The 23,829-nt window shown below is 67.4% G+C and carries 23 protein-coding genes; 12 read left to right on the top strand and 11 right to left on the bottom strand.

From position 1 onward, the window contains the following. Window positions 1–18 precede the first annotated feature (18 nt). Genes ACFTSF_RS07855 through ACFTSF_RS07845 form a run of 3 tightly spaced genes read left to right on the top strand, consistent with a single transcriptional unit; the run spans window position 19 to window position 3,265 of the window. On the top strand, window positions 19–2,013 hold the full coding sequence (locus ACFTSF_RS07855) for a hypothetical protein (RefSeq protein WP_380153134.1): 1,995 nt from the start codon (window positions 19–21) through the stop codon (window positions 2,011–2,013). A 26-nt stretch (window positions 2,014–2,039) separates the two neighbouring features. Next, window positions 2,040–2,267: a ribbon-helix-helix protein, CopG family gene (locus ACFTSF_RS07850; protein WP_132414664.1), complete on the top strand. Its 228-nt coding sequence runs from the start codon at window positions 2,040–2,042 to the stop codon at window positions 2,265–2,267. Continuing rightward, window positions 2,267–3,265: a Clp protease N-terminal domain-containing protein gene (locus tag ACFTSF_RS07845; protein WP_380153133.1), complete on the top strand. Its 999-nt coding sequence runs from the start codon at window positions 2,267–2,269 to the stop codon at window positions 3,263–3,265. The genes ACFTSF_RS07850 and ACFTSF_RS07845 overlap by 1 nt, the downstream gene beginning before the upstream one ends. Here ACFTSF_RS07845 and ACFTSF_RS07840 read toward each other — a convergent pair. The 3 genes from ACFTSF_RS07840 to zapE are packed head-to-tail and all read right to left on the bottom strand — an operon-like array spanning window position 3,262 to window position 5,814. Beyond that, a complete protein-coding gene (locus ACFTSF_RS07840; protein ID WP_380153132.1) occupies window positions 3,262–4,131 on the bottom strand; it encodes a PPK2 family polyphosphate kinase in 870 nt (289 codons plus the stop codon). The two genes, ACFTSF_RS07845 and ACFTSF_RS07840, sit on opposite strands and share 4 nt — an antisense overlap. A 14-nt stretch (window positions 4,132–4,145) precedes the next feature. Next, complete coding sequence (locus tag ACFTSF_RS07835) at window positions 4,146–4,769, bottom strand: hypothetical protein (RefSeq protein WP_380153131.1); 624 nt, start codon at window positions 4,767–4,769, stop codon at window positions 4,146–4,148. 34 nt (window positions 4,770–4,803) lie between these two features. Continuing rightward, the gene (gene zapE, locus ACFTSF_RS07830) at window positions 4,804–5,814 is read right to left on the bottom strand and encodes a cell division protein ZapE (RefSeq protein ID WP_380153130.1); all 1,011 of its coding nucleotides are present in this window, start codon (window positions 5,812–5,814) and stop codon (window positions 4,804–4,806) included. 906 nt (window positions 5,815–6,720) lie between these two features. Here zapE and ACFTSF_RS07825 point away from each other — a divergent pair. Further along, window positions 6,721–7,994 (top strand): IS3 family transposase gene (locus tag ACFTSF_RS07825; protein WP_380153129.1). Its coding sequence is split into 2 segments (ribosomal slippage): window positions 6,721–6,994 and window positions 6,994–7,994, totalling 1,275 coding nucleotides; the frame shifts between segments, so codons are not numbered across the junction. A gap of 66 nt (window positions 7,995–8,060) precedes the next feature. Here ACFTSF_RS07825 and ACFTSF_RS07820 read toward each other — a convergent pair. Continuing rightward, window positions 8,061–9,596 carry a DUF222 domain-containing protein gene (locus ACFTSF_RS07820; RefSeq protein WP_380153128.1) on the bottom strand — a complete coding sequence of 512 codons (1,536 nt, stop codon included), beginning with the start codon at window positions 9,594–9,596 and terminating at the stop codon, window positions 8,061–8,063. A gap of 124 nt (window positions 9,597–9,720) precedes the next feature. Between ACFTSF_RS07820 and ACFTSF_RS07815 the strand changes: the two genes are divergently transcribed. After that, window positions 9,721–10,647, top strand: coding sequence for an aldo/keto reductase (locus ACFTSF_RS07815; RefSeq protein WP_380153127.1), 927 nt, complete (start codon window positions 9,721–9,723; stop codon window positions 10,645–10,647). Between the two features lie 24 nt (window positions 10,648–10,671). Continuing rightward, window positions 10,672–11,721 carry a zinc-binding dehydrogenase gene (locus ACFTSF_RS07810; protein ID WP_380153126.1) on the top strand — a complete coding sequence of 350 codons (1,050 nt, stop codon included), beginning with the start codon at window positions 10,672–10,674 and terminating at the stop codon, window positions 11,719–11,721. Window positions 11,722–11,822: 101 nt separating this feature from the next. Here ACFTSF_RS07810 and ACFTSF_RS07805 read toward each other — a convergent pair whose 3' ends face one another. After that, window positions 11,823–15,137, bottom strand: coding sequence for a M28 family peptidase (locus ACFTSF_RS07805; protein ID WP_380153125.1), 3,315 nt, complete (start codon window positions 15,135–15,137; stop codon window positions 11,823–11,825). Between the two features lie 199 nt (window positions 15,138–15,336). On the opposite strand from ACFTSF_RS07805, the gene ACFTSF_RS07800 reads away from it, so the two are divergent. Then, the gene (locus tag ACFTSF_RS07800) at window positions 15,337–16,317 is read left to right on the top strand and encodes a LysR family transcriptional regulator (RefSeq protein ID WP_380153124.1); all 981 of its coding nucleotides are present in this window, start codon (window positions 15,337–15,339) and stop codon (window positions 16,315–16,317) included. Here the strand turns inward: ACFTSF_RS07800 and ACFTSF_RS07795 are convergent. Genes ACFTSF_RS07795 through ACFTSF_RS07780 form a run of 4 tightly spaced genes read right to left on the bottom strand, consistent with a single transcriptional unit; the run spans window position 16,314 to window position 18,341 of the window. Further along, complete coding sequence (locus ACFTSF_RS07795) at window positions 16,314–16,649, bottom strand: YnfA family protein (RefSeq protein ID WP_380153123.1); 336 nt, start codon at window positions 16,647–16,649, stop codon at window positions 16,314–16,316. The genes ACFTSF_RS07800 and ACFTSF_RS07795 overlap by 4 nt on opposite strands. Next, a complete protein-coding gene (locus ACFTSF_RS07790; RefSeq protein ID WP_380153122.1) occupies window positions 16,646–16,954 on the bottom strand; it encodes a hypothetical protein in 309 nt (102 codons plus the stop codon). The genes ACFTSF_RS07795 and ACFTSF_RS07790 overlap by 4 nt, the downstream gene beginning before the upstream one ends. A gap of 38 nt (window positions 16,955–16,992) precedes the next feature. Further along, entirely contained in the window at window positions 16,993–17,580 is a 588-nt protein-coding gene (locus ACFTSF_RS07785; protein ID WP_380153121.1) for an FHA domain-containing protein, read from the bottom strand. Between the two features lie 56 nt (window positions 17,581–17,636). Next, window positions 17,637–18,341 carry a hypothetical protein gene (locus ACFTSF_RS07780; protein ID WP_380153120.1) on the bottom strand — a complete coding sequence of 235 codons (705 nt, stop codon included), beginning with the start codon at window positions 18,339–18,341 and terminating at the stop codon, window positions 17,637–17,639. A gap of 89 nt (window positions 18,342–18,430) precedes the next feature. On the opposite strand from ACFTSF_RS07780, the gene ACFTSF_RS07775 reads away from it, so the two are divergent. From ACFTSF_RS07775 to ACFTSF_RS07765, 3 genes are all read left to right on the top strand, one after another. Continuing rightward, a complete protein-coding gene (locus ACFTSF_RS07775) occupies window positions 18,431–19,507 on the top strand; it encodes an ATP-dependent DNA ligase (protein ID WP_380153119.1) in 1,077 nt (358 codons plus the stop codon). After that, window positions 19,507–20,271 (top strand): polyprenyl diphosphate synthase, encoded by a 765-nt coding sequence (uppS, locus tag ACFTSF_RS07770; protein WP_380153118.1) that lies wholly within the window; start codon window positions 19,507–19,509, stop codon window positions 20,269–20,271. The genes ACFTSF_RS07775 and uppS overlap by 1 nt, the downstream gene beginning before the upstream one ends. A 64-nt stretch (window positions 20,272–20,335) precedes the next feature. Beyond that, window positions 20,336–20,839: a hypothetical protein gene (locus ACFTSF_RS07765; RefSeq protein ID WP_344146891.1), complete on the top strand. Its 504-nt coding sequence runs from the start codon at window positions 20,336–20,338 to the stop codon at window positions 20,837–20,839. Here ACFTSF_RS07765 and ACFTSF_RS07760 read toward each other — a convergent pair. After that, on the bottom strand, window positions 20,836–21,012 hold the full coding sequence (locus ACFTSF_RS07760; protein WP_344146888.1) for a hypothetical protein: 177 nt from the start codon (window positions 21,010–21,012) through the stop codon (window positions 20,836–20,838). The two genes, ACFTSF_RS07765 and ACFTSF_RS07760, sit on opposite strands and share 4 nt — an antisense overlap. A gap of 25 nt (window positions 21,013–21,037) precedes the next feature. Further along, window positions 21,038–22,915, bottom strand: coding sequence for an ABC transporter ATP-binding protein (locus ACFTSF_RS07755; RefSeq protein ID WP_380153974.1), 1,878 nt, complete (start codon window positions 22,913–22,915; stop codon window positions 21,038–21,040). A 146-nt stretch (window positions 22,916–23,061) separates the two neighbouring features. On the opposite strand from ACFTSF_RS07755, the gene ACFTSF_RS07750 reads away from it, so the two are divergent. Together ACFTSF_RS07750 and ACFTSF_RS07745 are read left to right on the top strand one after the other, a co-directional pair. After that, window positions 23,062–23,493 (top strand): SRPBCC domain-containing protein, encoded by a 432-nt coding sequence (locus tag ACFTSF_RS07750; RefSeq protein WP_380153117.1) that lies wholly within the window; start codon window positions 23,062–23,064, stop codon window positions 23,491–23,493. Continuing rightward, complete coding sequence (locus ACFTSF_RS07745; protein ID WP_380153116.1) at window positions 23,493–23,825, top strand: ArsR/SmtB family transcription factor; 333 nt, start codon at window positions 23,493–23,495, stop codon at window positions 23,823–23,825. The genes ACFTSF_RS07750 and ACFTSF_RS07745 overlap by 1 nt, the downstream gene beginning before the upstream one ends. Window positions 23,826–23,829 lie beyond the last annotated feature (4 nt).

The raw sequence follows: 23,829 nt of genomic DNA, 5'->3' as shown, positions 1-23,829 counted from the left end.
CTTCCGGAGGTGCACCCCGTGTCCGAGTCCGTCAGGTCCTTCGACGCTTTGATGCGTCTGGCCGCCGGCACGACCGTTGCCATGGACAAGTGGGCGAAGAGCTCACGCTGGACCGAGGGATCGATCGACCTCGCGCCGGAGCGCATGCAAGCCCTGCGCGAGATGTTCGAGAACCCGCAGTCGGATCCCGCGTCGCTGACGCGCTACCGCGGGGCGCTGCAGTCATTGCTGCGTGAGCACAGCCGACTGCTCAAGCGCGCGGGCTACGACGAGAAGCGCGCCGACGCCATCGCGGATCACACCTGGGCGAAGGTCCTCGACCGAGGAACGTCAGAACTCTGGGCGGCCTGGAACGTCGACGACTTCATCGACCGGCTCGGTCTGGAGCAGACCGTGCCTGGGCTCAAGGCAGCCAAGGCCGACCCCGAGTACACCCGGGAGACGGCGGCCGCCGTCGGTTACGTCGGCGCCCTCGCCACCAATTGGAAGTGGCGCACGGAGCGGATCGCCGAGGAGATTCACCGGCGCCCGCCGCATCTGAAGCTCGAGTGGGCCAGCAAGCTCTGGTACGAGAGTCAGGAGCTCGAGTTCCTGGTCCCTCTGCACTCCCAGCACGTGACGATCCTCCGGTCCGAGCAGGTCGTTCGCGATCATCTGGACCGGGTCGGCGGTGTCACCGGTGACGATCCCGTCAAGGTGTTCGCCGCATGCCAGGCGCACGGGGAGCAGGCGGTTCGCGCGCTCGACACCGAGCTGGCGGCGATGCGCAAGGAGTACGACAACCCGGCGTTGATGGCGTTCCTCAAGGAGGATGCGAAGGCCGCCGTACTGAAGATCACCCGGGCCGGTCAGTCCGCGCACAACCAGGCGCTGGACGAGACCAAGAGTGCCGGTGGCATCGCCGCGTGGGACGGCCGGATGCACCTGCACAACAAGTTCGTGGTGCAGCATCTGCGGGAGATGTTCGCCAACCCCGGGCAGCAGCACGACGAGCAGACGCTGCGCCGATTCCGGTGGGCAATTGGCGTCGTACTGCATGAGAACGCGCACTTCGCCATACCGGACAAGGACGACTACGCCTTGTCGGCGGCGCCGTTCGGTGATCGCAAGTGGTTGCGGTGGGCCGAGGAAGGGTTCGTCGAGGCGTTCAACACGGCGTACCTGAACGACTTCATCAAGGAGACCGGTCTCGACAAGGTTGCCCCGGGCATCCATGAAGTCGAGTCGGGTGAGACCTACGAGTCGTTCGCGCCGGCCGCGCGGGCGATGAGCCAAGGCGTCGACGGCCGGACCGGGATGGATCGGGAGGCGTTGCGACGCCAGGCGGCCGCCTCGCCGCGCGGTCAGTGGGACGAGTTGGTCGACCAACTGTACGAGACCAGCAAGCTTCCCGACCTCGTCCCCGATGCTGACGTCGGTTTCGTGAAGCGTGAGATCGGCGAGGCCATGCGGACGCACTTCGCCTGGCTGGACGAGAACACTGGGCGCGGCAACGTGCAGCAGACCCGCGAACTCAGCGCGCTGCGTGGCCAGCAGGCGTTCCAGGCCGGCGTGTACGCGATGGAGTCGTTCGAGAAGCTCTACAGCAGCCCGACCGCGGAAGCCCTGTACCAGTCGCGACTAGCACGCGGGGTGGCGCCGGAAGCAACCGTCCAGCACGAGCCCGGACCTGTGCGCGAGCGTCAGTGGGAGCGGGCGGCCGCGGACCTGTACGCCGACAGCAAGCTGCCCGGCCTCGTTCCGGAGCCCGAGGTCTTCCACGTGAAGCGAGCAATCGAAACCGCGATGGGTGCGGAAGGGGCGGCCGAGCCTGCGAAGTCGCTGATCACCCAGCTCGAGGCGCAGTACGGCAGCTCGGACTCCAAGGCGCTCTACCAGTCCCTACTCGCCGCGCACAGCGGTGTCGCCCCGGCCGGCTCTGCGAAACCCGCCCAGGACGCGCCCGCAGCGGCCGCGGTCGCGGCCCGGGTCGCGGCCTGCCGCCACGATCGAGGATCCGAGACCTTGCGATAGCGTGATATCACGCTATCTTGGTAGCCATGGCGAAAGAGGCGACCAAGAACATCCTGCTCCGGCTCGACCCGGAGCTGGCTGAACACCTGCAGACGGTGGCGGCGGTCGAGGGACGGTCGGTGTCGGACGTGGCGCGCGAGGCAATCGCCGAGCTCGTCGATCGGCGCCGGACCGACAGCGGCTTCAGCCGGCTGCTCGAGGAGAACCTGTCCCGGCACGAGGAGTCTCTGCGCCGCCTGCGCGGGGACGACTGATGCGGCACCTCGACCTGTACGACGTCCTCGCGGTCGCGGCGCGCGTGTTGCGCTGCGACTCCGACGAGGCGGTCCGCCGAACCAACCTCGACACGGTTCAGCGCGTCCTGTCCGACGTACGGCGTACCGGCGGGCTGGCCGAGGCATCCGCGGCTTTGCTGGCCGGGCTGGTCCGCGGTCGGCCGTTCGACGGCGCGAACCGAGTGGTGGCGGTGGCGGTCGTGCTGCAATTCACCGCACTGAATCACGCAGACCTCCGGCTCGAACCCGTGGCCGAGGTCGACGAGGTGCTGGACCGGATCGCCGCCGGTGACGCGAGCGGGGTCGCGGATTTCGTCCGCGAGCGACTTGATGAGTTCGATGACTGGATGGGGAGGCGGGTCGGTATGTACGAACGGTTCACGGAATTGGCACGCAAGGTGGTCATCCTCGCGCAGGAAGAGGCTCGGCAGCTCAACCACAGCTACATCGGCACCGAGCACGTACTGCTCGGGCTGATCGGGACGGCCGAGGGCGGCGCCTCGAAGCTACTGGCCGCGACCAGCGCCTCCGCGGTGCGTGAGCTCGTGATCGAGATCGTCGGCCGCGGTCAGCGCTCGCCGGACGGATTCGTCCCGTTCACGCCGCGCGCCAAGGCGACTCTCGAGGACTCATACCTGGAAGCGCGGCGCCTCGGCTCGGAGGACATCGACACCGAGCATCTCCTGCTCGGACTACTCAAGGACACCGACGGCGTCGCCGCTCAAGTCCTGTCCCGGCTCGGCGTGGAGATCGACGCCGTCCGCAGCCTCACCGAACAGCGCATCGATCGGCGAAAGCGGTCGCGCACGGCGGTCGAGGCAATGGTGGCCGGCGATCCGGACTGGACGACGTACGGGCGCAGGCATCACCTCATCGCCGAACTGCACGCCGTCCTGGACGAGAACGAGCGGCTGCACGAGCAGGTCGCCAAGCTGCGCGACCTGCTCCGCAAGAACGACATCGACCCGGATCTCTAGGTCGCCGCGAGGCGCTTCTTCTCCTTGGCGACGTCGAAGTCAGCGGCCGGCCACTGGGGGTCCAGGCCCTTCAGGGTCTCGAGGAGCAGGGTGGTGACGGCCCAGTTGCGGTACCACTTGCGGTCGCTGGGGATCACGAACCACGGCGACTGCTCGCTGTTACAGCGCTCGATCGCCGCGTGGTACGCGTCCATGTAGTCCGGCCAGAGCTGCCGCTCGTCGACGTCGCCGGGGTTGTACTTCCAGTGCTTGGTCGGGTTGTCGAGGCGCTCCTCGAGCCGGACCCTCTGCTCGTCGGGCGAGATGTGCAGGTAGCACTTCAGCAGCGTGACACCGCTCTCGGCGAGCTCGGCCTCGAACTCGTTGATCTGGTCGTAGCGCCGGTCCCACACGTTCGGCGCGACCAGGTTGCGGACGCGCGCGATCAGCACGTCCTCATAGTGCGAGCGGTCGAAGATGCCGATCATCCCGTGCCCGGGGACGGCCTGGCGGATCCGCCAGAGGAACCCGCGGCGCTTCTCGGCCGGCGTCGGTGCCTTGAACGAGGTGATCTTCAGGCCCTGCGGGTCCATCAGCCCGGCGCCGTGGCGGATCACGCCACCCTTGCCGGACGTGTCCATCCCCTGCAGCACCAGCAGCACGCTGCGCTGACCGCCCTTGCGGCCCTCGGCGAACAATCGCTCCTGCCAATCGGACACCTCGGCGCCGAGCGACTCCAGCGCGGCCTTGCCGTCGTCCTTGGCGCCGACGAACCCCGTCGTCGCCCGCGGGTCATACGTGGTCAGATCCACCGGGCCCGCGGGGACTCGCAGCTGCTCGAGCAGCCCTCCGGCCTCCTCTGCTTTCGCCTTCTTCTGCTTCGCCATCTGCCCATCCTGCCCTATCGGTGCTGCGGTACCCGGGAAGGATGACGGCGTCGCCACAACACGCCCTCGATCACAGCGATCGCGATCACGCAGACCACGATCGCGCCTCCCGCCCAGAACAGCGCGCCCAGCACGGCCAGGCAGTCGCCGGAATCGTCACTGCCACACATGGTCCGGTCGTAGTACTCGACCCCGACGAGGAAAGTGCCATACACCAGCACCGTCGTACCGAGGAGGTAGCCGACCAGCCGCAGCCACCCGCCCGCTCCGGTGCGCGCCGCCCGCGCGGTGGCGACCAGAACGATGGCGAGCAGGAAGAGGATGAACTCGAAGGCGACCATCTCGAACTCTTCCCGGACCCAGATGAACCGGAAGCCGGTGTTCGCGAGCCCCAGCAAGATCACGAGCCCGCTGAGCACGGCCAGCTCGATCCCGAGCATGGTGCGGGCCTTCGGCAACGGCCAGGCGGCGACCACCGCCGCGATCCCGAGCACGGCCGCGACGTACCCGAGCGGCCGGTTCCACTGCTCCCAGCCGAAGCCGCTGACGTCGTGGAACTGGATGAAGCCGCCGACGGCGAGCAGGATCAAGCCCAGCACGAGCAGCGCGGACGAGAGCAGGACGCGGTTCTTGAGCATGCTTTCAGCGAAGCACGTCCGGGGGTTCAGCGTCTCAGGATGTGCGTGACAATGCGATCAATCGAGACAAAGCCCGTAAGTACTTCTTCCGGTAACCGCCCTTGAGCATGGCCGCCGAGAACAGCTGATCAAGCGGTACGCCGCTCGCCAGCAACGGCAGATCCCGGTCGTACATGCGGTCAGCCAGCACCACCATCCGCAACGCGACGTTCTCGTCGTCGAGCGGCCGGATGTCGGTGATCGCAACCGCCTGCACGCCGTCGAGCAGAGCGCCGTACTTGCTCGGGTGCAGCTCGGCCAGGTGGTGATGCAGGTCGACGAAGTGATCGCAGGATGTCGACGGACGCTCGGCCGCGGTCTGCTCCACGCGCTCGTCGGTCCACGGTTCGGGTGCTTCCGGGAGGCCGCGATGGCGGTAGTCGGGGCCGTCGATCCGCCGTACGTCGAAGTTCGCGGCCAGCGCCTGGATCTCGCGGAGGAAGTCGACCGCCTGGAACCGCCCCTCCCCCAGCTTGTCGGGCAGCGTGTTCGAGGTCGCGGCGAGCTGGACACCGGCGGCGACGAGTTGCCCGAGTAGCCGGGTGATCAGCATCGTGTCGCCGGGATCGTCGAGCTCGAACTCGTCGATGCAGATCAGCCGGTACGACGACAGCGCCTCGACGGCCGCGCGAAGTCCGAGCGCGCCGACGAGGTTGGTGAGCTCGACGAACGTGCAGTACATCTTCGGACCGGCCGCCTCGTGCCACAGCGACGCAAGCAGATGCGTCTTGCCGACCCCGAACCCGCCGTCGAGGTAGACCCCAGGCTTGCCTGGGTCAGGCGCACGACCACGCAGCCTCGACCACATCGACGGCGTCTGCCGCGGCTGAGCCAGATGCTCGGAACGCTCGATCAGTACGCCGAGCGCCTCGGCCTGCGAGGGCTCGTCGGGGTTCGGCCGGTACGTCGCGAACCGGGCATCGGCGAATCGAGGCGGCGGCACGCACTCGGAGAGCAGCCGATCCGAGCTAACCTCCGGCCACCGCTCACTCAGCCGAATCACCATGCCGCCAACCCTAGTGGGCCAACCAGCCCCCACCGCGACCACCCACAGCGATCCACCCATGACCGGGAACACAACAGTCATCCCTGACCACAACACCTTCGTCCGCGACCGAGTCGCCGCAGCTCCGGCACGGGCTCGGCCGACGACGTCCGCGATGGTTGATCACCGCTGCGGCCGACTAAAAGCAGGGTGGCTGCGCGATCCGATGGCTGAGCCGGACGGTTGCTGCGAGCGACCGGCGCCTGCATCGTCTGGGGCTGACGGGCTGTGGTTGCTGCCGGGATCAGGTCGCTTGCACCTGACCCACCGCTGCAATTGCTGACCCCAGCATCAGGCGGCTTACGGCTGGTCCGGTTGGCTTGCGCAGCTCCGGCGTGGACTCGGCCGACGACGTGCGCGGTGGTTGGTCACCGGTGCGGCCGACTAAAAGCAGGATGGCTGAGCAATCCGGTGGCTGAGTCGGATGGTTGCTGCCGGCGACCAGACTCTCCCTCGCCTGGGGCCGACGGGCTGTGGTTGCTGGCCCGGGGATTAGGCGGCCTGCAGCTGACCACCGCTGTAGGTTTCGGCCCGGGGATCAGGTGACTTACAGCTGATCCGGTTGGGTGGCGCAGCCAGGCGTGGACTCGGCCGATAACGTGCGCGGTGGTTGATCGCCGCTGCGGCCGACTAAGAGCAGGGTGGCTGGGCGGTCCGGTGGCTGAGGGGGATGGTTGCTGCCGGCGACCAGTGTCTGCGTCGTCTGAGGCTGACGAGCTGTGGTTGCTGCCACGGCGGTGGCCTGCAGGTGACCCACCTCCGTGGTTGCAGACCCGGGGATCAGGTGGCGTGCGGGTGACCCATCGACCCGGATAGTGAACCACCCCGGGTTTGATGCACACCTCCTTCGTTGGGAAGGTGGCATCTATGCCGAGTAAGTACGACGAGCAGACCCGCGCTAAGGCGGTCCGGCTGGTCATTGATCATGTTCAGGACTATTCGTCTGAGTTTGCTGCGATCAAGGCGGTGGCGGCCCGGTTGGGTATGACGGCCGAGACGCTGCGCCGCTGGGTTCGCCAGGCCGAGATCGATGCCGGCCAGGCCGACGGGGTGTCGTCTGAGTCGGCGCGGGAGATCCGGGAGTTGAAGCGGAAGAACGCCGAACTGGAACGCACGGTCGAGATCTTGAAAGCCGCGACAAGTTTCTTCGCGCGGGAGAGCGACCCGCGACAGCGCTGATCTGCCGGTTCATCGCCGAGCACAAGGCTCGGTTCGGGGTCGCTTCGATCTGCCGTGTGCTGTCCGCGCAGGGCTGCCAGATCGCCTCGAGGACCTATTACGCCTGGACGGTCCGGGCGCCGTCCAAGCGGGCGCTGTGGGACACCACGGTGACCGCCGGGGTACTGGCCGGGTACTACGAGCCCGACGAGCACGGCAAACGCCCACCGGAGGCGTTGTACGGGTCATTGAAAATGTGGGCCCACCTGCAACGCCAAGGCATTGGCGTGGCGCGGTGCACGGTCGAGCGGCTGATGAAGACCAACGGCTGGCGCGGCGTGACCCGGGCCAAGAAGGTCCGCACCACGATCGCGGACCCGGCCGCGACCCGGGCACCGGACCTGGTCAACCGCCAGTTCACCTTCGCGGCACCCAACCGGCTGCTGGTCGCGGACTTCACCTACGTGCGCCTGGCGACCGGCGCGTTCGCCTACACCGCGTTCGTCATCGACGCCTTCGCCGGACGGATCGTCGGTTGGGAATGCTCCACGTCCAAGCACACCGCATTCGTCGAACGGGCCATCGCCCAGGCCGCCACGATACGCAGAAGACAAGGCAATCCCTTGCAGAACAAGACGATTCACCACTCCGACGCCGGATCCCAATACACCTCGGTGCACCTCACCGAGACCTTGCAGCTACACGGACTCAGCCCCTCGATCGGCACGGTCGGCGACGCTTACGGCAACGCCCTGGCCGAGACCACCATCGGCCTCTACAAAACCGAATGCATCCGCGACGACTCACCGTTTCGCCGCGGACCACTCACCGGCCTGGCCAGTGTCGAGACCATCACCGCCGACTGGGTGCATTGGTACAACACCAGCCGGCTCATGCACCGCCTCGACCGACGCCCACCCGCCGAAGCCGAGGCTGACTACTATTCACAAACCCGCGACGACCGAACAGTCGTCCACACATAACCGGCTGCCGCGGTGAGGGTGATGGGGTGGGTGGACGGGTGGGGTTGGTGAGTTGGGTGGTGGGGTTTATGGGTCGGCGGTGGGGGTGGTGTTGGTGCCCCAGGGGTCGGTGTAGTTGGGGACGAGGGCGGGCAGGCGGCTGAGGGCTTCGCGGGCCGCGGCCAGTCCAGGGTTGGGTAGGGTGCTGGCGGCGGGGAGTCGTTCGGGTTGCTGGTGGGTTGGGTTGCTGGTGACGCCGCTGAGGCCGGTCCAGTCGGCGCTGGTGGTGCTGGTGCTGACGCTGGCCCGATCGTCATCGCCGTCGTTGGGGCTGTGGGCAGGGGTGACCCAGCCGATGACCTCGGCGAGTGCGGCGGGATCGGTGCGGGGTGGGTCGGCCCACGACGGGCGGGTGACCTGCACGCCGGCAGTAGTGATCGACAGCGCCCATTGACCGTCATGGACGGCGCGGTGATGGACCGCGCACAGCAACGCCAGATTCTGCAGACTGGTCGGACCGCCGTTGGCCCAATGGATCAAGTGATGGGCGTGACACATCCACGGTGGGGCATGGCACACCACACAGCCCTTGTCACGTTTGTTCAACGCCCGGCGGATGTAGCGGTTCACGAAGCGTTGCTCGGTGCCGACGTCCAAGGGCTGGGAGTCGCCCCCGAGCACGATCGGCAGCACGGCGGCGTCGCAGGCCAGCAGCCGGACGGCGCCTGCTGACAGGTTCCCGCCGAACACCAGTTCACCCACCCCGCCGCGCCCGTCGGGCGCACCAGCGTCGGTTGTGCCAGCTTGGGCGGTGCCGCCGAGAGCGGCTGGGGCAGCGGCCAGCGAGGCTTTGAGGTCTGCGAAGTCGATGGTGACTATCAGGTGCGGGACGCCGGGTGAGTCCGGGTTGCCTGCGGCGCGGTCCAGGATGATCTTCAGCGCGTCAGCGCCTCGCTGGTCGGCCGTGCGTGGGTCGCGTTCACCGTCGACGGTCTTGTGGGGCTTGGACAGGGTGTGGAGCTGGGTCTTGAGGAGTTCGGCGTAGGCGCCGGCGACGAATCCGGTGATCTTGACGCCGTCTTCGGTGGGTCGTAGCCGCAGGTACTCCTTCGCGCGCGCCACATCCTCGGCCGGCTCCGGGCCATCAGTGTCCAAAGTAGACAGCACCTTGTGCCCGAACCGGGTGAGTTCGCGGGGATTGGTGATCCGGGCCGCTTCGACCATCTGCTCCTCGGCGACCGTCAGGGTCTCGACCGGCACGGTCGAGGGTGCTTTCTCCAAGGTCTTGACGATGACCTTGGCCTGGTCAACAGACACCACCGCAGGGCGCGCGGGGTCGGTCGGGTCGGGCAGGGCGGCGGTGACGGCTGGGTATTTGTGCAGGGCGCTGGTGAAGGCGAGGTCTTTGCGGACCTCCGCACGGTCGATCCGGTACCGCTCCGAGACCAGCTCCACGGTGTCGCGGGCACCGAGCTCGGCCGCCGCGCCCATCTCGTCGAGACGGGCGAGTACCTGGAGCTCGTCGGTCTCGATCAGGGCTTTGGCGGCCTTCAGGGTGTCCAGGCGCGACAGCAATTCGCTGCAGCTCTGCGTGTACACCGGGGGCAACGCCAACATCTCCATACCCAATAGCTTAGACATGGGCACCGACAGTTTTCGAGGCCAGAAGGCCTTATTTACAAGGGCTGTGTGGGCTGTTTGTGGGCTGGTTGCACACTCAACCTGACATGGTCGTAGGGTCGATGGCATGGACCTACGACCACTCGGCAGCACCGGATTGACCGTCTCCTCCGTATGCGCCGGGGGCAGCGGGCTGGGGAGTATGCCCGCCGTCTTCGGGTACGACGTCTCGGCGGAGCAGGCGATCGAAGTCATCCTGCGGATCTTCGACAGCCCGATCACCTGGATCGACACCTCGAACGGCTACAGCGACGGCGAGAGCGAACGTCGCATCGGCCAGGCCATCCGCCAGTACGGCGGCCTGCCGGACGGGTTCCTCGTCGCGACCAAGGTCGATGCTCGCGGTTCCGACTACTCGGGGGCGCGGGTCCGGGCCAGCGTTGCCGAGAGCAAGGAACGTCTCGGGCTCGACGACCTGCCGCTGGTGTACCTGCACGATCCCGAGTTCCACGACTTCGACTCGATGCGCGATGCGGTCGACACCTTGATGCAGCTCCGCGCCGACGGCGAGATCGGTCACGTCGGCCTGGCCGGGGGTAACACGACCGAGCTCGGCCGCTATCTCGACCTCGGCGGTTTCGAGGTCCTGCTGGTTCAAAACCGCTGGAGCCTGGTCGACCACTCCGCGGCTGAGCTACACCAGAGAGCGCTCTCTGATGATCTCGCAGTGGTGAACGCCGCGATCTACGGTGGCGGGATTCTCGCGAACCCGCAGGGTGCGACCAAGTACGGCTACCGCGACGCGCCTGACGCGGTACTGAAGGCTGTCGCTGAGATGGATGCGGCGTGCCGCGATCACGGGCTCGACCTGGCCACCGCGGCGCTGCGTCACTCGGTGGACGACCCGAACATCACCGGCACGGTTGTCGGCATCACCAAGCCCGCTCGCGTCGACGCGCTCCTCACCGCGTTGGAAGCCGAGCTCCCGCAAGAGCTTGTCGATCGGCTGGACGCGTTGCTGCCAGATCCGCAGTACTGGCTTGACCTCAAGTGAAGTTGAGGTCATAGCTTCTCGGCCATGAAGACGATTCAGTTGCATTCGTTCGGGCCGGCCGAGAACCTGCGGTATGAAGAGGCACCGGATCCGATACCGGGTCCGGGGATGGTGTTGATCCAGGTCGAGGCGGCCGGGGTGCACTTGCTCGACACGTTTCTGCGGGAGGGCAACTTCGAGGGGACCGCGTTCTCGGCGCCGGAGTTGCCGACGATTCCGGGGCGGGAGATCGCCGGGGTCGTGCGGGAGGTCGGGCCGGAGGTTGACGGCGGGTGGGTCGGCAAGCGGGTGGTGGTCCATCTCGGGATGGTGCCGGGCGGGTACGCCGAACTTGCGGTCGCGAAGGTGGAGTCGTTGTACGAACTGCCTGATCACGTGGACGGCGTACAGGCGGTGGCGGCGATCGGGACCGGACGCACGACGGCGGGGATCCTCGCGCAGGCAGCGCTCTCCTCCGACGATGTCGTACTGGTGACTTCGGCGGCGGGTGGGATCGGCGCGTACCTGATTCAGGCTGCGCGCAATGTTGGGGCAACGGTGATCGGTGTCGCGGGTGGACCGGCCAAGGTGCAGCTGGTTCGTGATCTGGGTGCCCACTATGTCGCCGACTACCGGGATCCGGAGTGGGTGAGCGCTCTCCGAGCTGATCTCGCGGCGGGGCACGAGCCGACGGGGCACAAGCCAGCGGGGCACGAGCCGACGGGGAGTGCGGCGGCCGCCCCCGACAATCCCCATCGGCCGGTGACCGTGATGCTCGACGGGGTTGCGGGTGAGAGTGGGCGGCGGGCCTTGGAGCTGATCGCGGACGGCGGGCGGGTGCTGACGTTCGGCTGGTCAGGCGGTGAGCCGCTGCCGGAGGACTCCCCTGAGCTGTCCTCCCGCGGCGTCTCGGTCACTGCCGCGCTCGGTGATATCCGCAGCCGGCTTCGGGAATTCGAGAAGGCGGCCCTCGACGAGACCGTCGAGGGCCGCTGGAGAGCGCTCTCGACCACGTTCCCGCTCTCCGAGGCGTCGTCCGCTCACCGGGCGCTCGAAGAACGGCGGACCGTGGGCAAGGTCGTTCTCCTGCCTTGATCCGCCGACACCGGGGCCTTCTCCCACCTCATCAGGAGAAGGCCGCACGGTGTGGCGTCGGGCCGCGGAAGACCTGGTGGGTTCCTCCGCGGCCCAGCCTGTTAATAGATGGTGTAGCTGAAGGTCGCCTTTCCGCTTGCGCCGCTGGAGTCCTTACCTGTCGCGGTCACTGAGTAGGCGCCGCGGGTGGTCGGCATCCCGGTGACCGAGCCGGACGAGCTGATCGTCAGGCCGGGCGGCAGGCCAGTGGCGGTGAAGGTGATCGGCAGGCCGGCGCTCGAGGTTCCCCGCAGCTGCAGCGGGAAGGCCTGCCAGCCGACGAACCCGAACTGGCTCCCCGGGTTCTCGACCGTCACGGTGCCGGTTTGGGATCCGGTCACCGTCAGCCGGTACGTCGACTCGTGGCTGACCGCGCCGGTTCCCTTGACCACAACGTCGTACGAGCCGGCTGCCGTCGACGACGACGCGGCGATCGTCAGCGTCGACGACGATCCCGACGTCACGCTGGTCGGCGAGAACGTCGCGGTCACCCCGCTCGGCAGGCCGCTCGCGGCCAGCTGCACCGACTGCGGGTCACCACTGGTGGTGGCCGTCTTCACGGTCGTCTGCACCGAGTTGCCCGGGGCAACCGAACCACTGGCCGGGTCGAGGCTCAGGCTGAAGTCGCTCCCGGTCGGCGGTTCGCCGACAGCCAGCTTCCACAACCCGTACGCCGCCGCGTCGGCACTGCGGTCGAGTACGGTCGCCGCGATGTTGGCCGGGTACTTGTCGCAGGACGCGTGGTAGCAGGGGTCGTAGGCCGAGCCAGCGGTGCCGCCCCACTTCTGTGCCTGCGCAGTTGTCTTGCGGGCACTGGCCCCGGCGGCGACACCGCTGGTCGGGATCCCGGCATTCTTGAAGGACGCGTCGTCCGAACGTCCCGCACCTTCGGTGTTCTCCTCCGGAGCCAGGTTCAGCCCGTCGTAGAACGCCTTCAGCACCTTGCCGGTGTCTGTGGTGATGTTGTTGACGAAGTAGCCCGCGTTCGTGGAGGCGACCATGTCGAAGTTCAGGTAGGCCTTGATCTTCGACTTGTCGGCCGACGACAGCTGGCCGACGTAGAACTCCGAGCCGTTCAGGCCCTGCTCCTCATCGGTCCACCAACCGAACCGGACGTGCTTGACCAACGTCGGCTGCTGCTGCGCGAGTGCCAGCGCGACCTCGAGGATCGCTGCCGAGCCGGAACCGTTGTCGTTGCTGCCCGGACCGGCGCTCACGCTGTCCAGGTGCGCACCGAGCATGATCACCTGGTTCGCGTCACCACCGGGGTAGTCGGCGATCAGGTTGTCCGACGGGTACTGGCAGTTCGTGCACCGCTGCTTGGCCACGGTGTAGCCGGCATCGCGCAGCTTGCCCTCGATGTAGCTGACCGACGCGGTGTAGCCCGCGCTGCCGGCCCGCCGGTTGCCGCCGTTGTTGTCCGCTGCTGTCTGCAACGCCTGCAGGTGCGCCTTCACCTTCTCGACGTCGATATTCGGCACGCCGGCGGGCGGGGCGGACCCGCCGACGGTCAGCCGGTACGTCGCGGTCCGGTCGACGTTCGCACCATCACCAGTGATGCGGATGTCGTACGAACCTTCCGCGGTACTCGACGTCGTGCTGATCTTCAGCGTCGACGAGTTGCCGGACTGGATCGAGGCCGGGTCGAACGACGCGGTCGCGCCGGACGGCAGACCGGACGCGCTCAGCTGGACCGACTGCGCCGAGCCGCTGCCGATCACGGTGTTCACCGTTGCGGAAGCGCTCTCTCCGGGTTTCACGGTGCCACTCGCGGGCGAGACGGACATGGTGAAGTCGTTACCGCTCGGGGCGCAGGTGGCCTCGCCGGACTGGGCCGGGACCGACACCGCGTCCCAGGCTGCCTTGACCTTGCCGTGCCAGGCACAGCTGCTGTCCAGGTTCTTCGCGGCGTTCAGCGTGACCGAGCGCCACTTGCCGTACGTCATGCCGGACGTCTTCGACAGCATCGCGTTGTAGAAGATCTTGCCGGCGTCCTTGATCCCGATGCCGGTCAGCGTGGTGTTGTTACAGGTCGGGCTGGTCGGCTTGCCGTTACCGGGATTGGTGCCCTCGGCAAGCAAGTAGAACCAGTGGTTCATCGGACCGGCCGCGGCGTGCACCGAGCTCGGCAGGCTGCTGGAGTTGCAATCCGGGTGCCCGGAGACCTTCGACGGCTGGTACATGTAGCGGATCGGGCCGTTGCCCTGCAGGTTGATCCGCTCGCCGACCTCGTAGTCGGGAGCGTCGTTCGGGTTGTTGAGATACGCCTCGGTGAGCGCTCCCCAGATGTCCGCGACCGATTCCTGCGACGGGTGCCCGGAGATCCCGCCGGGGGTGTTCGCGTCCAGCCCGTGACCGTACTCGTGGGCGACCACGTCGATACCGGTGATCCAGTTGTTCGCGTTGTTGTAGCCGAAGACGACACCGTCGGGGTTGTACTGCGAACCCCAGTAGGCGTTGATGTCACCGAGGCCGACCAGCGCATCGGCCCACTTGCCCTGGTTGTCCAGGCCGTTGCGCCCGTACCAGTTCTTCAGCAGATCCCACTCGCCGGCGGCGGTGTTCATGACATCGACGCAACCGGCCTCGCGGTCGGTCTTCGACGTACTACCCCAGGTGTCGTCCGGGCCGGAGAACGTCGTGCCGTTCGACTGGTTGCCGCATCGCAGCGACGGGCGCGCCGGGTCCACCATCGTGTACGTCGAACCGGACTGCGTCGTACCGATGGTCAGGTTCGAGCCGTTCCAGATCCCGGTACCGGTGCCGGCAGCGCTCTCCTCGATCGTGTGCACGACCTTGCCGGTGCGCGCGTCGACGTACACCTTCTGGCGGGTCGCCTCACCGTGGTCGCGACCCTGGACGCGGGCCTCCCAGGCGAGCACGGGCTTGGCGCCACCTGCGTAGACGACCAGGGTCGGCTCACCAGGAACCGGGTCGGCCTTCTGGAGCGTCTTCAGCGCCGCCTTGCGAGCGGCCGCCTTGCTGACCGTGGGGGTGCGGTCGAGCGAGATCGGCTGCTGCTGGGCGACGGTGATGCCCTTGGCGTTGCCAGCGGCATCGGTGGTGACAACGAAGTCGCCGCCGATCACGGCCAGGTCCTGGTACGTGCGCTGGTAGGCGACGTACTGCAGACCCCACGGGGTGCTGATGTCCTGCTGACGGATGAACCGGTCCCCAGAACCGGCTTTCAGCTCGGCGGCCCGGCCCTCGACCAGGCGGTCGGCGGTGCGGATCGCGAGCGCCCGTGGATCGGGCTTCGACGCAACGCTCGCGTCGGCGTCGGCCGACGGGAGCTTGGTAGTGACAACGGCGGTGGTCAGAAGCGCGAGACTGAGCACGCCTCCGACCGTCGCCGTACGCAGGGCAGTGCGTTTCACTGGGACACGTCCTCACTAGATGGGGGCGGAGACCCCGCCACCGGCCGCTGGGGCTGCAGTCCGGGCCGGCCGGTGGCGGAATGAGGAGGACGCCGGTTCCGGCAGGGCGGGCAGGTGAACGGCCGGTGTCCTCTGTCCGATGACATTGACACCTCTACGTGATGGCTGTGATATCCCAGCAGGGCATAACCTCGCCGCTATGGAGCTCGAACTTCGCCATCTGCGCGTGGTCTGCCGCCTTGCGGACACCGGCAGCGTCTCCAAGGCCGCCGCCGCACTGGGTGTCTCGCAACCGTCGCTGACCGCCCAGCTGCACCGCATCGAGGAGGCGGTCGGCGGATCGCTGTTCGAGCGCGGCCCGAACGGTGTGGTCCCGACCCCGCTCGGCCGGCATGTACTGACCAGGTCGCGGTCGATGCTCGCCGACATGGACGAGCTGATCGGCTCCAGCCGCCGGCACCTGGCCGATTCCGGACCCCTGCGGCTCGGATCGGCGCGCACCGTCATGTTCGGGAGATGGCTCGCCCGGCTCGAGGAAGCCCTGCCGGGTCGCGAGATCGCCACCCAGGTCGACTCGTCGGCCGCGGTCCTGACCGAGTTACTGGCCGCCGACGTCCTGGACATCGCGATGATGGGGCTGTGCGAGGACGCCTACGCACCGCCGTGCCCACCGGGGATCCGCGAGCAGACGATGGTCTATCCGGAACCGTTCGGGGTCGCGCTCCCCGGGTCGCACCGGCTGGCCGGCGCCGACGAGGTGAAGCTCGACGAGCTGGCCGACGATGTCTGGATCTGCCCGCCGGCCGGGAAGGAGGACGGCGACCTGGCCTATCTGCGCGAGGCCTGTGAGCAGGCCGGTTTCACCCCCGACTTCCGCTACGCCAATCTCGACACGACCGAGATCGAGCAGCTGATCGGCGCCGGCCGCGGCATCTGCCTGTGCGCCCCGACCGTCCGGGAACTCCCCCGCACCGTCGTGAAACCGCTCGCCGGCGAACCGCTGTCCTGGCGCCGGACCCTGCGCTACCGCGTCGACAACGTCGGACAGGAAACCGTCGACACTGTCCACCGGACCTTCGTCGAGACCTACCGCGAAACCATCGCCGAGAACTCCGCCGCCCGCCCCTGGTGGAGTGCGCACTCCGAGGCGCACCCCACGGTCATCGATCCGCCGGTCTAGCTGCTGCGCGGCGCGTACATGATGACCGCGACTCCCACCAGACAGATCGCCGCGCCGACCAGATCCCACCGATCCGGCCGGAACTTGTCGACGACCATCCCCCACGCCAACGACCCTGCCACGAACACCCCGCCGTACGCCGCGAGGATCCGGCCGAAGTTCGGATCGGGCTGGAACGTCGCCACGAACCCATAGGCGCCCAAGGCAACGACTCCCGCGGCGATCCACCACAATCCCCGATGCTCGCGCCACCCCTGCCAGATCAGCCAGGCCCCACCGATCTCAGCCACTGCCGCCAGCACGAACAGTGCGACGGACCGCAGCACGCTCACCGATGCAGCCGATCGGCGAGCGCATCCAGTACGGCGGTCTGTGTCGGCGGGACCTGGATCCGGAGGCGAAGGTGGCCGTTCGCGGGCTCGGCCAGCGTGAAGGTGAAGAACGAGCAGCAACCGCTCTCTCGCGCGATCAGATCGGCGGCGGAGTCATGGGAGTCGGCACCGAGGACGAGCTCCACGGTCTGTGGATCCGCGCGGTCAGCCGCGACGAGGTGATCAGCGAAGAGCCGATCGAACTCGGCAACCCGCAGCGGCTGCTCGACGGTCGGAAGTGTGCACGCATCCGGAACCCAGGTCATGCTTCGACGGTAAACCCCGTACTTGCTACGGAGTCCAGCTATTCGGGTTCGTCGGTCCAGGTGAGGGTGAAGGTGATCGCGCCGAAGCGGAGGTGGTCGCCGGGGCGGACGCGGACGGGGGTGGTGATGCGGCGTCCGTTGTGTTCGGTGCCGTTCATCGAGCCGAGGTCGCGGATCATCCAGCCGTCGCCGACGTGGCGGAGTTCTGCGTGGTAGCGGGAGACGGAGATGTCGGCGAGGCGGAGGGTGGCGCCGGGACCGCGGCCGATGCGGACTGTCGGCGTACCGGCTGGGGGTAGGGCGAGGTTCTGGATCGGTACGGCGGGGAGTTCGCGCTTCGCCAGCGGGATTCCGAGGACGTCCTCCAGGCGCCGCCAGACGTTGACGCGCGCCAGCCGGGTGCGCGTGGTGCGCATCCAGCCGGCGATGCGAGGTTCGGGGCGGGGTAGATCGGTCAGGACCGAATCGAGCTCACCGCGGCTCTGGGCGCGCAAGACGAAGTTCATCCGGCGGATGAAGGTGTCGTGCGACAACCGACCCGAGCCGGCGCCCTCCCGCAGGACCGCGAGCGCGCGATCGCGCTCCGCGTCGGAAGGACGCGTGTTCACCAGCGGGAGCGGACCCATAAACGAAATTGTCGACGGCGATCGGCTCACTGTCCACAGACCTCGCGGGTCGCGCCTTACTTGTACTGGACCCGATCGGCGGCGTGGGCGTCGCCCTGGCTCAGTCCGATGTTCGACACGCCGACGACCAGACGGTGGCCGGTGGCGTCGTTCCGGTAGGTGACGTACGTCGAACCGGCCCCGGCATCAGCCGCGATCCGGCGCCACGAGGAGCCGCCGGTCTTGGAGATCTTCGTCAGTGCCTTCGTGACACTCGGGGTTGCGTAGTACGTCATCCACTTCGTGTCCCCGCGGCCCCAGGCGCGGATCAGGTTGTCGGACCACTGCACCGGACCCCACGCCTTCGGCTCACCGACGAACCGGGCGCTGGTCGCGGCATGCCAGCCGCCGGATCCGCGCAGGCCGACATTCTGTACGCCGACAGTGAGGTTCCCGCCGCGCGCGTCGTCGTGGTACGTCACGTAGATCGTCCCGGCTGCACCCTGAGTGCCGACACGACGCCAGTGGACACCGCCCGGAGTCGCCTGGGCGTTCAGCGCGCGGGCGGTCGCCGTACTCGCGTAGCAGGAGGTGGCGGCCTGTTCGCCACTACCCCACGCGCGGACGAGACGATCGGCGTACGTCACGGCGGCGACGTTCGCCACGGACTTGCCGCAGGCCGTCGCGGCGGTCGCCGGAGCGGCACCACCGAGGACGAACGGCACGGTCACAGCGAGTGCGGCAGCCGTCCCGAGGAGCTTCTTCTGACCTTTGATGCGCATGATCAACCTCCCGAGTTGGTCAACATTTGCCTTCACCGGGTGAGACGCATCGGAGACCAATGGAGTTGGGCATAGGTGAGAATGGCCACATGGACCTGCCTGTGATGCCGCCGGTGAAGCCGATGCTCGCGAAACCCGTGAAGGGGATCCCGCGCGGGGAGCTGAGCTACGAACCCAAGTGGGACGGGTTCCGCTCGATCATCTTCCGCGACGGTGACGAGGTGGAGATCGGCAGCCGCAACGAGAAGCCGATGACGCGGTACTTCCCCGAGCTCGTCGAGGCGATCAAGGCGAACCTGCCGGAGCGCTGCGCGATCGACGGCGAGATCGTGGTGATCGGCGAGTCCGGCGACCGTCTCGACTTCGAGGTGCTGCAACAGCGCATCCACCCCGCCGCGAGCCGGGTGAACATGCTGTCCGAGAAGACCCCGGCGCGCTTCGTCGCCTTCGACCTGCTGGCGCTCGGCGACGAGGACTACACCGAGCGCCCGTTCAGCGAACGCCGTACCGCCTTGTTGGAGGCGCTCGCCGATGCGAAGGAGCCGATCCACATCACGCCCGCCACCACCGACCACGGCACGGCCGGCCAGTGGTTCGAGCAGTTCGAAGGCGCCGGGCTCGACGGGCTGATCGCGAAGCCGCTCGACGGCCTCTACCTGCCGGATAAACGGACCATGTTCAAGATCAAGCCGGAGCGTACGGCGGACTGCGTCGTCGCCGGCTACCGCCTCCACAAGAGCGGTCCCGACCGCATCGGCTCCCTGCTACTCGGCCTCTACAACGAGGACGGCACGTTGGCGAGCGTCGGCGTCATCGGCGCCTTCCCGCTCGAACGCCGCAAGGAACTCTTCGTCGAGATGCAAGAGCTCGTCACCACCTTCGACGACCACCCCTGGGCCTGGGCCAAACAAGAGGAAGGCACCCGGACGCCACGCAACGCCGAAGGCAGTCGCTGGCAAGCCGGCAAGGACCTCTCCTTCACACCCCTCCGCCCCGAGCGCGTAGTCGAGGTCCGATACGACCACATGGAAGGCGTCCGCTTCCGCCACACCGCCCAGTTCGTCCGCTGGCGCCCCGACCGCACCCCCGAATCCTGCACCTACGAACAACTCGAAGAACCCCTCAAGTTCGACCTGGCCGACGTACTCACGAGCGCGACCAGCTGATGAACCCTCTCTACCGCCTCTACACCCACAAACTGCGCCGCCAACTCGCCGGTCTCCCGCAGCCGCAGCACGTCGCAATCGTCATGGACGGCAACCGCCGCTGGGCGCGCCAAGCCGGCCTGGACGACGTACGTCTCGGCCACCGCTTCGGCGCCCACCACCTCGAGCAGTTCCTTGCGTGGAGTGCCCGCGCGGGCGTGCGGTGCGTGACGGCGTGGGTCGCGTCGGCCGACAACATCAAGCGCCGCGACCCGGCCGAGGTCGACTACCTGATGCAACTCGCGGAGACCGTCCTCGCCAAGCATGTACGGCGAGATCACCGCTGGCGACTGCATGTCGCCGGGCAGCTGGACCTCCTCCCAGATTCGACTGCCCGCGCGTTGAAGGAGGCCGTCGAGGCCACCCGGGATCGGCACGACGCCGGCGATCTGACGATTGCCATCGGCTACAGCGGGCGGCTCGAGGTGGTCGATGCGGTCCGCGGCGTACTGGACGAGGCCGCAGCGTCGGGTCGCGAGCTGTCTGAGGTTGCTGCGGAGCTGACCGAGGAGGACATCAGCCGGCACCTCTATGTGCCCGGTCTGCCCGACCCGGATCTGGTGATCCGTACCAGTGGCGAGCTGCGGATGTCCGACTTCCTGCTGTGGCAGGCGACCCGGTCCGATATCGAGTTCTGCGACCTCAACTGGCCGGCGTTTCGGGAGATCGACCTGCTGCGGGCGCTCCGGACGTACGGTCAGCGAGTTCTGGAACGATCCAGTTGAGCATGTGGGTGGCTAGTGGGGGCACTATGGGTGCATACCGACTGGTAGTGACCGGAGGTGCGCGATGTATGACGTCGTACTGCTCGTGGAACAGGAACTCTCGGAGCCGGACGCCAAGCGTGTGGTCGAACTGCACGAGGACATGCCTGATCAGGTGAAGTACCACGTGCTGGTGCCGTGTCACAACGCCGAGGCGGGGGTGGAAGCTTCGATCAGTGCTCTGGGGACGGCCGACTTGTATGGGCCGGGGTTGGCTACTCAGCGGCAGGATCTGGCGGAGGCGCAGAAGGCGATCGACAGTGAGGCCAAGGGATGCAGTGGGCGGAGTGTGCAGCGGCTGCGTGATCTTGGGAAGACGGCTGAGGGCGGGATCTCGCATGAGCGGCCGATCGATGCGTTGATCGCGACTGTGGATGCGGCGAAGGGTCAGGAGGTTGTGATTCTGACGCGGCCGCATGTGGTGGCGGAGTTCTTCCATTTGGACTGGACGAACTCGGCTCGCCGGCATCTGAAGGTTCCGGTGCTGCATCTGCTTGAGCACTCGTCGCAGAAGGAGAACGCCTCTTAGTGGTTCAGGAGGGCTGCGTAGGTGATCCCCGCGGCCAGTGCACCGATCAGCAAGGACAGCGACGTGCGGAGTACGCGGTCGCCGACCTTGCCGTAGTGCTCACCGTCTTCGGAGTGGTAGGCGACCTTGTAGCCCGCGTACCCCGCAACAAGGACAAGCGCCAGCTTGATCACGCAGCTGCCTCCCGTTCCTGACGCGTCAGGTCAACGGTAGCGCGGTCTCCGCGAACTGGGTGTGATACAGATCGGCGTACTCGCCGTTGCGCGTGAGCAGTTGTTCGTGCGTGCCGCGTTCGACGATGTTGCCGTGGTCAACGACCAGGATCAGGTCGGCGTTGCGAACCGTCGACAACCGGTGCGCGATCACCAATGACGTCCGGCCTTCGAGCGCTGTATCGAGCGCTTGCTGGACATGCACCTCGGACTCCGAATCCAGGTGTGCGGTCGCCTCATCCAGTACGACGATCTGCGGTGCCTTCAGCAACAACCGGGCAATCGCCAGCCGCTGCCGCTCACCACCGGACAACCGGTGACCGCGATCCCCGACGACCGTGTCCAGGCCGTCCGGCAACGAGTCGACCAGGTCCCACACCTGCGCCGATCGCAGCGCCTCAATCATCTCCTCATCGGTCGCATCCGGCTTGGCGTAGATCAGGTTCGCGCGGATCGTGTCGTGGAACATGTGCGCGTCCTGCGTGACATACCCGATCCGATCGTGCAGCGACTGCAACGTCACATCACGTACGTCGGCTCCCCCGATCCGCACGGCTCCCCCGCTGACGTCGTACAGGCGGGCGACCAGGTTCGTGATCGTGGTCTTGCCGGCACCGGATGGGCCGACGAGCGCGACCATCTGACCAGGCTGTACGACGAAGTTGACGTCCTCAAGCACCTGAGCCGATGCGCGCTTGTCGAGGACGGCGACCGACTCGAGGCTCGCGAGGGACACCTCTTCGGCGGTCGGATAAGAGAACGCAACATGGTCGAACTCGACACTCGCCGCGTCGCGCGGCAGGTCCTTGGCATCCGGCGCGTCCCGGATCATCGGCTCCAGATCCAGCACCTCGAAGACGCGCTCGAAGGAGACCAGCGCGGTCATCACATCGACGCGCACATTCGACAACGCGGTCAGCGGACCGTACAAACGACCGAGCAACGCAACCAGCGCGAGCAGGGTCCCGACGGTCAGAGTCTGACGAACGGCCAGGTTGCCACCGACGCCGTACACGAGGGCTGTGGCCAGCGCCGCGACCAGAGTCAGCGCGGTGAAGAACACCCGGCCGAGCATCGCGATCCGGATCCCGAGATCGCGCACCTGACCAGCGCGCTGACCGAACTCACGGTTCTCGATCGAGGGCTGTCCGAAGAGCGTCACGAGCAGCGCACCGCCGACGCTGAACCGCTCGGTCATCGACGTCGACATGGCGGCGTTGAGGTTCATCTGCTCGCGCGTCATCGCGGCCAATCGCCGGCCGAGGATGCGCGCCGGGATCAGGAACACCGGCAGCAACAGGATCGCGACCAGGGTCAGCTGCCAGCTCAGCACGAGCATCGCGCCGACGACGAGGATCAAGCTGATCACGTTCGAGACCACGCCCGACAGCGTTGAGGTGAAGGCCTGCTGGGCGCCGATCACGTCGTTGTTCAGCCGCGAGACCAGCGCGCCGGTCTGGGTCCGGGTGAAGAAGGCAACCGGCATCCGCTGGACGTGCGCAAACACCTTGGTACGCAGGTCGAAGATCAACCCCTCACCGATCCGCGCCGAGAACCAGCGCTGCATCAGCCCGAGCGCTGCCTCGACCACCGCGAGCCCGGCGACCACCAGAGCGAGCGCGGTCACCAGACCGCCGTTCCCCTTGATGATCCCGTCGTCGACGATCTTCTTGAACAACAGTGGCGAGGCGATCACCAGGACCGCCGCCACGATCACCAGCAGCAGGAACAACGTGATCTGCCACTTGTACGGCTTCGCGAACGCGGCGATCCGCCGCAACGTCCCCTTGGCCAGCTTCTGGTCCTTGACCGACGAGTCCATCCGCCGCCAGCTGGCGCCACCCATCGGCATCCCGCCGCCCATGCCCGACATCCGGACTCCTCCCTGTTGAACCTGCACAACACTTCAGGTCGCGCGGTTCTTCCGACCTGCAACCATCGGTTGCGCATTGCCGCCGGTTCCCCTAGAGTCATGTGCAACAAAAGGTTGCGAAAGAAACGGTGGAACCGATGACGCGAAGCATTACACGTGAACTCCGGATCGACGCCTCCCCGGAGGTCGTCTACGAGGTGATCAGTACGCCGGAGCACCTCCGCGAGTGGTGGCCGGACGAGGCCGACGTGAAGGCCTCCCCCGGTTCGATCGGCACCGTCTCGTTCGGCACGGACAACGTCGTACCGCTGACCGTTGTCGAGGCCGACCCGCCGCGGCGCTTCTCGTTCCGCTGGGCGCACCCGGTGGACGAGGCGGCCAGTGCGGCCAACTCGCTGCTCGCGACCTTCGACCTGATCCCGGATGGCGACGGCACGCTGCTGCGGTTCGCCGAGACCGGGTTCGACGAGGCCGGCCGCTCGGACGACGAGTTCAAGGACCACACCAGCGGCTGGGACTACTTCCTGCCCCGGCTGACGCCGTACGCCGCGCGGGTTGCCGGCGCGTAATGGCCGTCGACAACGAGCTCTGGTCCGCCATCGGGGACCCGACCCGGCGGGAGATGCTCGACCTCCTGCTGGCCTCCGGCGGCGGTACGGCGACCTCGCTCAGCGACCGGTTGCCGGTCACCCGGCAGGCAGTCGCGAAGCATCTCGGCGTACTGGAACGGATCGGGCTCGTGCACGCCACGACCGCCGGACGCGAACGCGTCTACACGGTCGACGAAGACCAGCTGGCCCGCGCGGTAGCGCAACTCTCGACCGTCCGCGACGCCTGGGACGGCCGCCTGCAACGCATCAAGCGGATGGCGGAAACCATCCAGAAGACACGGAAGAGGTAAAGGA

This window comes from Kribbella sp. NPDC056951, from assembly GCF_042674205.1.
GTDB classification, from domain to species: domain Bacteria; phylum Actinomycetota; class Actinomycetes; order Propionibacteriales; family Kribbellaceae; genus Kribbella; species Kribbella yunnanensis.
The sequence above is the reverse complement of the archived record's forward strand: the minus strand, read 5'-3'. Positions and strand labels throughout refer to the sequence as shown.

What these genes read in the sequence shown, in the direction of transcription:
- ACFTSF_RS07755 (WP_380153974.1), bottom strand. Translation starts at nt 22,915, where the DNA reads ATGGGCGGCGGGATGCCGATGGGTGGCGCCAGCTGGCGGCGGATGGAC.
- ACFTSF_RS07820 (WP_380153128.1), bottom strand. Translation starts at nt 9,596, where the DNA reads ATGGAGATGTTGGCGTTGCCCCCGGTGTACACGCAGAGCTGCAGCGAA.
- ACFTSF_RS07840 (WP_380153132.1), bottom strand. Translation starts at nt 4,131, where the DNA reads ATGGCGAAGCAGAAGAAGGCGAAAGCAGAGGAGGCCGGAGGGCTGCTC.
- ACFTSF_RS07845 (WP_380153133.1), top strand. Translation starts at nt 2,267, where the DNA reads ATGCGGCACCTCGACCTGTACGACGTCCTCGCGGTCGCGGCGCGCGTG.
- ACFTSF_RS07780 (WP_380153120.1), bottom strand. Translation starts at nt 18,341, where the DNA reads ATGCGCATCAAAGGTCAGAAGAAGCTCCTCGGGACGGCTGCCGCACTC.
- ACFTSF_RS07815 (WP_380153127.1), top strand. Translation starts at nt 9,721, where the DNA reads ATGGACCTACGACCACTCGGCAGCACCGGATTGACCGTCTCCTCCGTA.
- ACFTSF_RS07785 (WP_380153121.1), bottom strand. Translation starts at nt 17,580, where the DNA reads ATGGGTCCGCTCCCGCTGGTGAACACGCGTCCTTCCGACGCGGAGCGC.
- zapE (WP_380153130.1), bottom strand. Translation starts at nt 5,814, where the DNA reads ATGGTGATTCGGCTGAGTGAGCGGTGGCCGGAGGTTAGCTCGGATCGG.
- ACFTSF_RS07850 (WP_132414664.1), top strand. Translation starts at nt 2,040, where the DNA reads ATGGCGAAAGAGGCGACCAAGAACATCCTGCTCCGGCTCGACCCGGAG.
- ACFTSF_RS07750 (WP_380153117.1), top strand. Translation starts at nt 23,062, where the DNA reads ATGACGCGAAGCATTACACGTGAACTCCGGATCGACGCCTCCCCGGAG.
- ACFTSF_RS07745 (WP_380153116.1), top strand. Translation starts at nt 23,493, where the DNA reads ATGGCCGTCGACAACGAGCTCTGGTCCGCCATCGGGGACCCGACCCGG.
- ACFTSF_RS07810 (WP_380153126.1), top strand. Translation starts at nt 10,672, where the DNA reads ATGAAGACGATTCAGTTGCATTCGTTCGGGCCGGCCGAGAACCTGCGG.
- uppS (WP_380153118.1), top strand. Translation starts at nt 19,507, where the DNA reads ATGAACCCTCTCTACCGCCTCTACACCCACAAACTGCGCCGCCAACTC.
- ACFTSF_RS07775 (WP_380153119.1), top strand. Translation starts at nt 18,431, where the DNA reads ATGGACCTGCCTGTGATGCCGCCGGTGAAGCCGATGCTCGCGAAACCC.
- ACFTSF_RS07790 (WP_380153122.1), bottom strand. Translation starts at nt 16,954, where the DNA reads ATGACCTGGGTTCCGGATGCGTGCACACTTCCGACCGTCGAGCAGCCG.
- ACFTSF_RS07835 (WP_380153131.1), bottom strand. Translation starts at nt 4,769, where the DNA reads ATGCTCAAGAACCGCGTCCTGCTCTCGTCCGCGCTGCTCGTGCTGGGC.
- ACFTSF_RS07800 (WP_380153124.1), top strand. Translation starts at nt 15,337, where the DNA reads ATGGAGCTCGAACTTCGCCATCTGCGCGTGGTCTGCCGCCTTGCGGAC.
- ACFTSF_RS07765 (WP_344146891.1), top strand. Translation starts at nt 20,336, where the DNA reads ATGTATGACGTCGTACTGCTCGTGGAACAGGAACTCTCGGAGCCGGAC.